Origin of the sequence: Mycolicibacterium vaccae NBRC 14118 = CIP 105934, assembly GCF_001552715.1 — a bacterium.
GTDB lineage: Bacteria > Actinomycetota > Actinomycetes > Mycobacteriales > Mycobacteriaceae > Mycobacterium > Mycobacterium vaccae.
On the sequence record NZ_BCRS01000200.1, the window covers coordinates 1 to 9,935 of the forward strand.

At 69.2% G+C, this 9,935-nt stretch carries 11 protein-coding genes and 1 pseudogene; 9 read left to right on the forward strand and 3 right to left on the reverse strand.

Annotated elements, in window-relative coordinates; translation table 11 throughout:
* Positions 1-215: 215 nt before the first annotated feature.
* Together MVA01S_RS26415 and MVA01S_RS26420 are read right to left on the reverse strand one after the other, a co-directional pair.
* Positions 216-569 carry a hypothetical protein gene (locus MVA01S_RS26415; RefSeq protein WP_003929373.1) on the reverse strand — a complete coding sequence of 118 codons (354 nt, stop codon included), beginning with the start codon at positions 567-569 and terminating at the stop codon, positions 216-218.
* Positions 570-660: 91 nt separating this feature from the next.
* Entirely contained in the window at positions 661-1,029 is a 369-nt protein-coding gene (locus tag MVA01S_RS26420; RefSeq protein WP_040540466.1) for a hypothetical protein, read from the reverse strand.
* 333 nt (positions 1,030-1,362) lie between these two features.
* Here MVA01S_RS26420 and MVA01S_RS26425 point away from each other — a divergent pair, with 333 nt between their 5' ends.
* The 9 genes from MVA01S_RS26425 (at position 1,363) to MVA01S_RS26465 (ending at position 9,644) form a co-directional block, all read left to right on the forward strand.
* Entirely contained in the window at positions 1,363-2,562 is a 1,200-nt protein-coding gene (locus MVA01S_RS26425) for an acyltransferase family protein (protein ID WP_003929371.1), read from the forward strand.
* 32 nt (positions 2,563-2,594) lie between these two features.
* Positions 2,595-2,801 carry a hypothetical protein gene (locus MVA01S_RS26430; RefSeq protein ID WP_040540468.1) on the forward strand — a complete coding sequence of 69 codons (207 nt, stop codon included), beginning with the start codon at positions 2,595-2,597 and terminating at the stop codon, positions 2,799-2,801.
* Positions 2,798-3,181 carry a type II toxin-antitoxin system death-on-curing family toxin gene (locus MVA01S_RS26435; RefSeq protein ID WP_003929369.1) on the forward strand — a complete coding sequence of 128 codons (384 nt, stop codon included), beginning with the start codon at positions 2,798-2,800 and terminating at the stop codon, positions 3,179-3,181. The genes MVA01S_RS26430 and MVA01S_RS26435 overlap by 4 nt, the downstream gene beginning before the upstream one ends.
* Positions 3,182-3,246: 65 nt before the next feature.
* Positions 3,247-4,143 (forward strand): sulfurtransferase, encoded by an 897-nt coding sequence (locus tag MVA01S_RS26440; protein WP_003929368.1) that lies wholly within the window; start codon positions 3,247-3,249, stop codon positions 4,141-4,143.
* Entirely contained in the window at positions 4,140-4,553 is a 414-nt protein-coding gene (locus MVA01S_RS26445) for a SufE family protein (RefSeq protein WP_003929367.1), read from the forward strand. Before MVA01S_RS26440 ends, MVA01S_RS26445 begins: the two co-directional genes overlap by 4 nt.
* 86 nt (positions 4,554-4,639) lie before the next feature.
* Positions 4,640-5,890 (forward strand): sensor domain-containing phosphodiesterase, encoded by a 1,251-nt coding sequence (locus MVA01S_RS26450; protein WP_003929366.1) that lies wholly within the window; start codon positions 4,640-4,642, stop codon positions 5,888-5,890.
* A 151-nt stretch (positions 5,891-6,041) separates the two neighbouring features.
* On the forward strand, positions 6,042-7,163 hold the full coding sequence (locus MVA01S_RS26455) for a GGDEF domain-containing protein (RefSeq protein WP_003929365.1): 1,122 nt from the start codon (positions 6,042-6,044) through the stop codon (positions 7,161-7,163).
* A gap of 123 nt (positions 7,164-7,286) precedes the next feature.
* Positions 7,287-9,089: an acetyl/propionyl/methylcrotonyl-CoA carboxylase subunit alpha gene (locus MVA01S_RS26460; protein WP_003929364.1), complete on the forward strand. Its 1,803-nt coding sequence runs from the start codon at positions 7,287-7,289 to the stop codon at positions 9,087-9,089.
* A gap of 237 nt (positions 9,090-9,326) precedes the next feature.
* The gene (locus MVA01S_RS26465; RefSeq protein WP_003929363.1) at positions 9,327-9,644 is read left to right on the forward strand and encodes a hypothetical protein; all 318 of its coding nucleotides are present in this window, start codon (positions 9,327-9,329) and stop codon (positions 9,642-9,644) included.
* A 67-nt stretch (positions 9,645-9,711) separates the two neighbouring features.
* On the opposite strand, the pseudogene MVA01S_RS26470 reads toward MVA01S_RS26465, so the two are convergent.
* A pseudogene (locus MVA01S_RS26470) lies at positions 9,712-9,935 on the reverse strand (nucleotidyltransferase family protein); the annotation flags it as partial.

The window sequence follows — 9,935 nt, forward strand, 5'->3', positions numbered from 1 at the left end:
GGCCCGCTGCGGCGTGGGCGCGGGCGCCTCGTTCGCCGCGCCGGCCGGCGCCGCGACCCCCATCGTCATACCGAACGCCAGACCCGCGGTGACTACGGGCACGAAAATCTTCTTCAGCAACATCAGATCCCTTGGTTTCGAGTCCCTATCACCTTAATCAAAGGCACACAGGCACTTCACAGCCCAAGGTCACGATTCACTTACAAAAGCGTGCGTCAGCAGCCGTTCGCGGGCCGCGCCAACGCGAACGTCACCGTCCGCGGCTTCTCGCCGACCTGCACGGTGCTGTCGGCCGACGGCGACTGCCCGCACACCACCCAGTTCGTGTAGTTGTAGACGACCTGGTTGAACTGCCGGTCGTAGACGTTGAACCTGACGTTCTTCTCCCCCGCAGCCGCGATCACACTGTCGACTGCGCTCTGCAGGATCTCCTCACGCACCCCCGGCATCGTCCAGGTCTCCGCATCCTGCGCCGCCGCGACCGGCGCGACGACCCCCCCGCCTGCGGCGAACACTCCCACGGTCGCCGCCGCGACCGCGATGCTGCGCCAATTCCCCTTGAGTTCCATGCGAAAAGCTTAGAGGCAGCGCGGTATCCCGCCAATGGCTTCCATGGCGATTCGCCCAGGCGGGCGCCTGGGCGAATCGCCACGTCCTCCCCTACGCCCCGCAGGCCTCCCCGCCGGGTCGCTCGACCAGAAGCGTCACCGACTTCGTCTTCTCCTTCGACAGCTCGCTGCCCGCCGACGGCGACTCACCACAGACCACCCAGTCCTCAAGGTTGTAGACCGCCTCATGGTTGGGAGCCACCGTCTTGAAGGTCAACGCCTTGTTGTCCACGACGCCCTCGACCTCGTGCTCGGCCTGGAACAGCACCTTGTCCTTCACGTCGGGCATCACCCACGGCGCGTCCGGTTCCTTGTACTGGATCAGCGCATCGTCTGCGTGTGCCGATGCCGGGCCCGCAGTCGCGACCGCGCCGGCCGCAGCCGCGCACATGCTCACCGCCGCCACTAGTGCTCTGTTCATTGCCGGCCCCTTGCTGTCGTATGGCCTGCTCAGAGTAAGTCCGCCGGCGCTCGGCAGCCGGAATCCCAAGCACACCAGCAGGACTCACCCAGCGATCACGCAGCTTCGGCCCACGCGCACCAGTCTCGCCGCCGGGACCGGCAGACGTGACGTCGCACACGTTGTGTTGCCAATATCCGACGAGCGTGGAAGATAGCGAAGAACTGACACGAACCGCATGTCGGGATGCCGGGGGGGCAATTCGTGGTTACAAGGCTCGATCAATGGCGCGAATCGGAAAGTCGTCGACGCCGACGTGCACAACGAGCAAATCTTCGCCTGGACATCCAGGGGTTGCGCGCAGTCGCGGTCCTCGCGGTCTTCGCCCACCACCTGTGGGGGGTGCCCAGCGGCGGCTTCGTCGGCATCGACGTGTTCTTCGTGATCACCGGATTCTTCGTCACCGAGGGTCTGTTGCGGGCCGCGGCCGACGAGGGCACCCCGTCGCTGCGCCGGTACTACTGGGACCGGTTGCGCCGCATCGCACCCAGCGCGACGCTCGTCCTCGCCGCGACCGTCGTCGCCGCCGTCTTCGTGCTGCCGCCACCGGCGGCCCGCGACATCGGCATCGACGCGCTGTTCGCGTTCTTCTTCGTCGCCAACTGGCATTCCGCGGTCACCGGCACCGACGTGCTGAGCGCGGCCGACACTGCGTCGCCGCTGCTGCACTACTGGCCGCTGTCGATCGAGGAGCAGTTCCTGGTCCTCTGGCCGCTGGTGATCGTCGGGATCACCGCTATCGCGGTGCGTGGCGCCTGGAGCCATGACCGGTGGCTGGCCCGGATCGTCGCCGCCACCGGCCTGCTCGTCGTCACGTCGTTCGCCTGGGCGCTCTTTGCCACCTCGGCGTCCCCGGCCTGGGCCTTCCTCGACACCGCCGCGCGCGCTTGGGAACTCGGCGTCGGCGCGCTGCTGGCCACCGCGGTCGGGCCGCTGGCCCGCCTGCCCGAATGGCTGCGCCCAGTGCTGTCCTGGGCCGGGGTCGGGCTGATCGGCGTGAGCATGATCGCCCTCGACGGTTCGACCGGCTTCCCGGCCCCGTGGGTCCTGCTGCCGGTGACCGGCGCGGCGCTCGTCATCGCCGCCGGCGTCGGGCAGGAACCCACGCTGCAGGGGTTCCTGCGCAACCGGGCCATCACCTACGTCGGCGACCTGTCGTACTCGCTGTATCTGGTGCACTGGCCGGTGATCGTGCTGCTCGCCGCACTGATGGAGCCCAACGCGTACTACTACGCCAGCGTGCTGACGCTGACCCTCGGACTGGCCGTCGCGCTGCACCATCTCGTCGAGAACCCGCTGCGCTATGCGAGCCGCGACGGGTGGCGGCAGGCCCGCGAGGACATGCGGCACGGCCTCTACCACGCCGAACTGCGGACCAAGATCGCCGCGGTCGCCGCCCTGGTGCTGATCACGCTCAGCGTCATCAGCTACGCGATGCGCCCCGACGCGCTGGACAGCCCGCCGCCCGCCGATGTGGGCAGCTTCAGCCCATGAGCCGTGCGGTATCAGACAGGTATCATCTCGGCATGGGAATGACTCTGCGCCCGAACGGCGAACAGGCAGAGGCCCTGCGGCGACAGGCCGCCGCCGAGGGTCGGTCGATGCAGGCAGTCGCACTTTCGGCGATCGACGAGTACATCGACCGGCGCGCGCATAAGACGCGCGTCGCCAGCGAACTGCAGCGTGTCATCCGTGAAGAAGCCGGGCTCCTGGAACGACTGAAGGACGCGTGATCCACTACCTCGACCTCGAGGACCTGCTGGAAATCGCGCGCGCCGCCGTCGGCCCCGATGTGGCCGTGAGGGACTACGGCCTACTGGAGTCGGCACAGGCACGGCCACGGACGACAGTGCTCGGCGAAGACGCCTATCCGGACCTTCATCTCAAGGCTGCAGCCCTGTTTCAGTCGTTGGCGCGCAACCACCCGCTCGTCGACGGGAACAAGCGACTCGCGTGGACAACGTGCTTGACGTTCCTGGGCATCAACGGCCATTCCGTCCGCGCGCCAGAGGACGACCGGTTCGCGTTCGTCATCGATGTCGCGGCCGGGACGATCACCGATCTGGGCGAGATTGCGGCACGGCTGCACGCATGGGACACCGGACCTGACTGAGTCCGGTGCAACCTGTCACGCCATCGACCAAAACCAGTCTCCACCTCCCCGGTAGGCTCGGGGACGTGCCACTACCCGCTGATCCCAGCCCCGCCCTGCAGTCCTACGCCCACCCGGAACGGCTCGTCACCGCCGACTGGCTGTCGGGCAACCTCGGCCGGCCCGGGCTGGCCATCGTGGAGTCCGACGAGGACGTGCTGCTCTACGACACCGGCCACATCCCCGGCGCGGTGAAGATCGACTGGCACACCGACCTCAACGACCCGCACGTGCGCGACTACATCACTGGCGAGCAGTTCGCCGAGCTGATGGACCGCAAGGGCATCTCCCGCGACGACACCGTGGTCATCTACGGCGACAAGAGCAACTGGTGGGCCGCCTATGCGCTGTGGGTGTTCACCCTGTTCGGCCACCCCGATGTGCGCCTGCTCGACGGCGGCCGCAACCTGTGGATCTCCGACGGCCGCGACACCACCCTCGACGTGCCGACCAAGCAGACCAGCGGCTACCCCGTCGTGGAACGCAACGACGCACCGATCCGCGCGTTCAAAGACGACGTGCTGAGCATCCTCGGCAAGCAACCCCTGATCGACGTGCGCTCCCCGCAGGAGTACACCGGCGAACGCACCCACATGCCCGACTACCCCGAAGAGGGCGCGCTGCGCGGCGGCCACATCCCGACCGCGGTGTCGATCCCGTGGGCCAAGGCCGCGTTGGACAACGGCAAGTTCCGCAACCGCGCCGAGCTCGACGAGCTCTACGGGTTCCTCTCTCCCGAGGACCACACCGTCGTGTACTGCCGCATCGGTGAACGCTCCAGCCACACCTGGTTCGTGCTGACCCACCTGCTCGGCCTGCCCGGCGTGCGCAACTACGACGGCTCCTGGACCGAGTGGGGCAACGCGGTGCGCGTGCCCGTCGCGGTCGGCGAAGAGCCCGGCGAGGCGCCCGGCTCCGCATGAGTGACATGCCGGCCCCGCTGGCCGAGGTGGTCTCGGACTTCAAAGAAGTTGAGGGACAGGACAAGCTGGCCCTGCTGCTGGAATTCGCCGGAGAGCTTCCACCGCTGCCCGCCGAGCTCGAAGAGGCCGCGATGGAACCGGTGCCCGAGTGCCAGTCGCCGCTGTTCCTGCACGTCGACGCCGACGACCGCGCCCGCGTGCGGCTGTACTTCAGCGCACCGGCCGAGGCGCCGACCACCCGCGGGTTCGCCGCGATCCTGGCCACCGGCCTGGACGGGCAGTCCGCCGACGACATCCTGGCCGTGCCCGACGACTTCTACACCGACCTCGGCCTGGCCAAGCTGATCAGCCCGCTGCGACTGCGCGGCATGTCGGCGATGCTCGCCCGGATCAAGAACCGGCTCAAGTGACCCACCCCGTCGCGAACCCCCGTTAACATCGTCCCCGCGGGAGCACTCCCGCCGGCGGTGAAGATCCACTCGTAGTTGGGCTCTTGATGACGGACGCACTCGATGCCGCGGTTGCCGGCGCCGGGCTCGTCCCTGCCTTCCAGACTGTCGTGTCCCTGCCCGACGAGAGGCCCGTCGGCTACGAGGCGCTCGCCCGCTGGCCCTCGATGAACGGCGTGACACCCCAGGACGTCTTCGGGCACGCCGGACGAACCGGCCGGCTCGATCTACTCGACCGCGAATGCATCTGCGCCGCGGCGCGCGGGGCGCTGCACGGCCCGTCGACCGACGGGATGCTGCTGCTGCTCAACTGCGAGCCCGCGACCGCCCACGTGGACCCCCGCTCCGAGGAGGCGCTGGCCGCGGCCGCGGAGAAGTTCCACCTCGTCTTCGAGCTCACCGAGCGCGGACTGCTGGCCGACCCGCGGGCTCTGCTGCGCAAGGTGTCTGAGCTCCGCGAGCTCGGCTTCGCGATCGCCCTCGACGACATCGGCGCCCACCGGGACTCGCTGGCGCTGCTCGACATCGTCGCGCCCGACATCCTCAAACTCGACCTCGGACTGATCCAGCATCAGGCCGACCGGCATCAGGCGCGTACCGTCGCCGCGGTCATCGCCCATCACGAACGCACGGGCGCAACGATTATCGCCGAGGGGATCGAGACCGACGCCCACCTCGAGCAGGCGCTGGCCTACGGCGCGACGCTGGGCCAGGGATACCGGTTCGGCCGGCCCGCCCCGCTGACCGAACCGGCCCTGCCGTATCCGCGGCCGACCTCACAGGCCTGGTCCGCGCCGACGTCGGGGCATTCTGTCTTCCAGACCTCGACACGCGGCATCGCGTCCCGCGTCGTGCGGAAACCCGTGCTGCTCGAACTGTCCCGGCACATCGAGCGGCTCGCACTGAGCGCCGACAGTCCGCCGATCGTGCTGGCGACGGTCCAGCAGCGCCTCAACTTCAACGCCGCGACACGCGCCTTGTACACCGGGATCGCCCGCCGGTCGCCGCTCGTCGCGGTGTTCGGCCGCGACATCCCCGACGATCCCGGACCCGGCATCCGGGGCGTGCGTCTGGACCCGGACGACCCGGTGACGCAGGAATGGATCGTGGTGACGATCGGCACGGACAACGCCGCCGCCCTGATCGCCCGCGAACTACCGACCACCGGAGACAACCGGGATCGCAGCTTCGAACTCGCCGTCACGTTCGACCGCCGCCGCGTGGCCGACACCGCGCGCAGCCTGCTGGACCGGCTGCCGTCGGCAACCTCGCTTTACAGCACCGCCGGCGCCGGATGAGGGTCTGGCGACACGGCTCGTCCGATGCGCAAACAGATTTAATGTTCTGTTCATCGACGGGCACGCTGACCGCTAGTCTCTAGCTAACGCTCCACCGCCCGTGTCGGGGGCTTCGAGTGGCAGAGATTTCTGGGATCTGAGCGGGGGCTTCGTGGGGGCGATCAGGCGTTGGTGGCACCAGCCGGATCAGTACGACTGGCTGTCCAGCTACATGCACGCGCGGAGCTTCGCGCGTCCGGCCCAGGTCCTGATGGCGGTGATCGCCGCGTCGGGGGCGCTGGTTCCGGCCAACGCGCTGTGGGGTCCGGCACCGACCAATCACGCCGTGCACATCGCCCTCAGCGCAGTGGCCGGCGCCGTCGGACTGGCGTATGCCGTGCTGTGGCTGACCCGCTGGCCCACCCGCAACCAGTCCATCGGGTTCGCCGTGTGCATCTGCGTGTGCATCGGGCTGGGCAGCCTGACCGCCGCCGACCCCGAACTCGGGCTGATGTCGTGCGCGGCGCTCGCCGTCACCGGCGGCTACCTCGCCTTCTTCCACTCCGCGCGGCTCGTCACCGCCAACCTCACGGTCGCGCTCGCCGTCGCCGCGGTCCACGTCCTGCAGATGGCCGCCGACGGCCAGGCCGTGCTCGGGCTGACGATGTTGTTCCTCGTCCTCGAACTCAACGCCGGCGTCCCACTGGCCATCCAGATCATGGTGCACGCGCTCGGCATCGACCTGATCCAGTCCGACCGGGACCCGCTGACCGGCCTGCTCAACCGCCGCTCGTTCGAACGCGCCGTCGTCGCCGCCGTGCTCGACGGCCAGCGCACCGGCAGCTTCCTGACGTTCGCGATGATCGACCTCGACCGCTTCAAACAGCTCAACGACACCCTCGGCCACAGCACCGGCGACGACGCGCTGGTGTCGGTGGGCAGGCAGCTGTGCACGCAACTGCCCAGCTCCGCGATCGTCGGCCGCGTCGGCGGCGAGGAGTTCCTGGTCGCCGACGTCATCCCCACTCCGGTCGCCGAATCCCTCGGTGAGCAGGCCCGCAAAGCGGTCAGCTCGACCCGCTACGAGCTGACCGGCAGCGTCGGCACCGCAAGCGTCCCGGTCGCCTCACTGAACGCAGGCAACATCGTCGACGCCCTACAGTGGCTGACCGCCCAGGCCGACGTCGCGATGTACAGCGCCAAACGCGCCGGCGGTGACCGGGTGCGCCACCACACTCTCGCGCGGCGGGCCGAACAGGTCAGCCCCCGGGAAGACGCGCCCCAACGACCGTAGACAGCGCCCCAGGGTTACCGGCGGGTAAGGGACCGGCTCGCCGACACTCGAATTGGGACGCATAAACTTCGCGAGTTATCTTCTTTAAAAAGCTCTTAAAGATTCATGCCATCAGGAGGCGCAGTGGCCAGTCACGCCAGCTCAAAGATCTCCAAGGTGCTAGTCGCCAACCGCGGGGAGATCGCCGTCCGGGTCATCCGTGCAGCAAAAGACGCCGGTCTGCAGAGCGTGGCGGTCTACGCCGAGCCTGACGCCGATGCACCCCACGTGCGGCTCGCCGACGAGGCGTTCGCCCTCGGCGGCCAGACTTCCGCCGAGTCCTACCTCGTGTTCGAGAAACTGCTCGACGCCGCCGCCAAGTCCGGCGCCAACGCCATCCACCCCGGCTACGGCTTCCTCTCCGAGAACGCCGACTTCGCCCAGGCCGTCCTCGACGCCGGCCTGATCTGGATCGGCCCCAGCCCGCAGTCCATCCGCGACCTCGGCGACAAGGTCACCGCCCGCCACATCGCCGCGCGCGCCCAGGCGCCGCTGGTGCCCGGCACCCCCGACCCGGTCAAGGACGCCGACGAGGTCGTCGCGTTCGCCAAGGAGTACGGCGTTCCGGTCGCCATCAAGGCCGCCTTCGGCGGTGGCGGTCGTGGCATGAAGGTCGCCCGCACCCTCGAAGAGATCCCCGAGCTGTTCGAGTCGGCCACCCGCGAAGCCGTCGCCGCCTTCGGCCGCGGCGAGTGCTTCGTCGAGCGCTACCTCGACAAGCCGCGCCACGTCGAGGCCCAGGTCATCGCCGACACCCACGGCAACGTCGTCGTCGCAGGCACCCGCGACTGCTCGCTGCAGCGCCGCTTCCAGAAGCTCGTCGAGGAGGCCCCGGCGCCGTTCCTGACCGAGGCCCAGCGCAAGGAGATCCACGAGTCGGCCAAGCGCATCTGCAAGGAGGCCGGCTACTACGGCGCGGGCACGGTCGAGTACCTGGTCGGCCAGGACGGCCTGATCTCGTTCCTCGAGGTCAACACCCGCCTGCAGGTGGAGCACCCGGTCACCGAGGAGACCTCCGGCATCGACCTGGTGCTGCAGCAGTTCAAGATCGCCAACGGCGAGGCCCTCGACATCACCGAGGACCCGACCCCGCGCGGCCACTCCTTCGAGTTCCGCATCAACGGCGAGGACGCCGGCCGTGGCTTCCTGCCCGCCCCCGGCCCGGTCACCAAGTTCGAGCCGCCCACCGGCCCCGGCGTGCGCATGGACTCCGGCGTCGAGTCCGGCTCCGTCATCGGCGGACAGTTCGACTCGATGCTGGCCAAGCTGATCGTCACCGGCGCCACCCGCGACGAGGCCCTGGCCCGTTCCCGGCGTGCGCTGGCCGAATTCAACGTCGAGGGCCTCGCGACCGTCATCCCGTTCCACCGCGCCGTGACGGCCGACCCCGCGTTCATCGGCGACGGCACCAAGTTCGACGTGCACACCCGCTGGATCGAGACCGAGTGGGACAACACCGTCGAACCCTTCACCGGTGGCGACCCCATCGACGAAGAGGACACCATCCCCCGCCAGACCGTCGTGGTCGAGGTCGGCGGCCGGCGCCTCGAGGTGTCGCTGCCCGGTGACCTCGCGATCAGCAACGGCGGCGCACCCGCCCACGGCGCGATCCGCAAGAAGCCCAAGCCGCGCAAGCGTGGTGGCGGCGGCGGCGCCGCGGCGTCCGGTGACGCCGTGACCGCCCCGATGCAGGGCACCGTGGTCAAGGTCGCCGTCGAGGAAGGCCAGACCGTGGCAGCCGGCGACCTGGTGGTGGTGCTGGAGGCCATGAAGATGGAGAACCCCGTCACCGCGCACAAGGACGGCGTCGTGACCGGGCTGTCCGTCGAGGCAGGTGCGGCGATCACCCAGGGCACCGTGATCGCGGAGCTCAAGAGCGCCGAGTAGATCCACATACCGAGAAAACGGGGCGTCATCATCGGATGACGCCCCGTTTTTGTCGTGGTCTGCAGGATTTTGGTGAAAGAAACCCTGCGGCTACCCGAGGGGACTATCGTTTGCCCCAGTTCGGCCCGCGGGTTGCTGGATGACCAGGCGGTCAAGGAGCCGAGGGGTGGGAACCGGCCCCGCTGCCACCGCAGCGGGGCCGTGCCATGTCCGGACCCCGCATGGCAAGCTGGCCGGGTGGAACCCGTCGAGATCAACGCCGGCACGTGGTACCTGCGCGCGCTGCGTGCCGACGACCGCGTCGACGACCGGCCCGCCCTCGCCGACCTCGGCGAGCACCGCCCCGACTACATCGATTCCCTTGCCGCGCAATGGGCTTCAGAGACCCTGTACTCCTGGGCGGTCTGCGAGCCGACCACCGGCGAACTGCTGGCCGAGGTGACGCTGAACCCGGCGACCGGCGTCGTCGCCACCCGCGCCCGGCCGGGTCACGACGACGCCGCCCGCACCGGCGCCGAGGCGGTGTCCCGCTTCGCGGCCGCCGTGCTGGGCTGAAGCGATCCGAGCGAATCCGGCGCGGTAAAGCACTCTCGGGGTGCGTGAGCGCGCCCGATTCCCGGAATTACGCTTCGTCGATGTCGTGTCCGGTGCCCAGGTCCGCACAGTCGACGGCCACGACGTCGTCGCGGCCGGCCAGGAACGGTCCCGCCCCGACATCCCCGGACAGTGTGTCCAGCAGCGCGGGCCAATGCCTGCGGGCGATCGCCACCGGATGCCCCGGCCGCGTGCCGTAGCGTGCGCGGGCCAACCCGGACGCCGACCTGCGCGCCGCGGCCAGCACCCGCC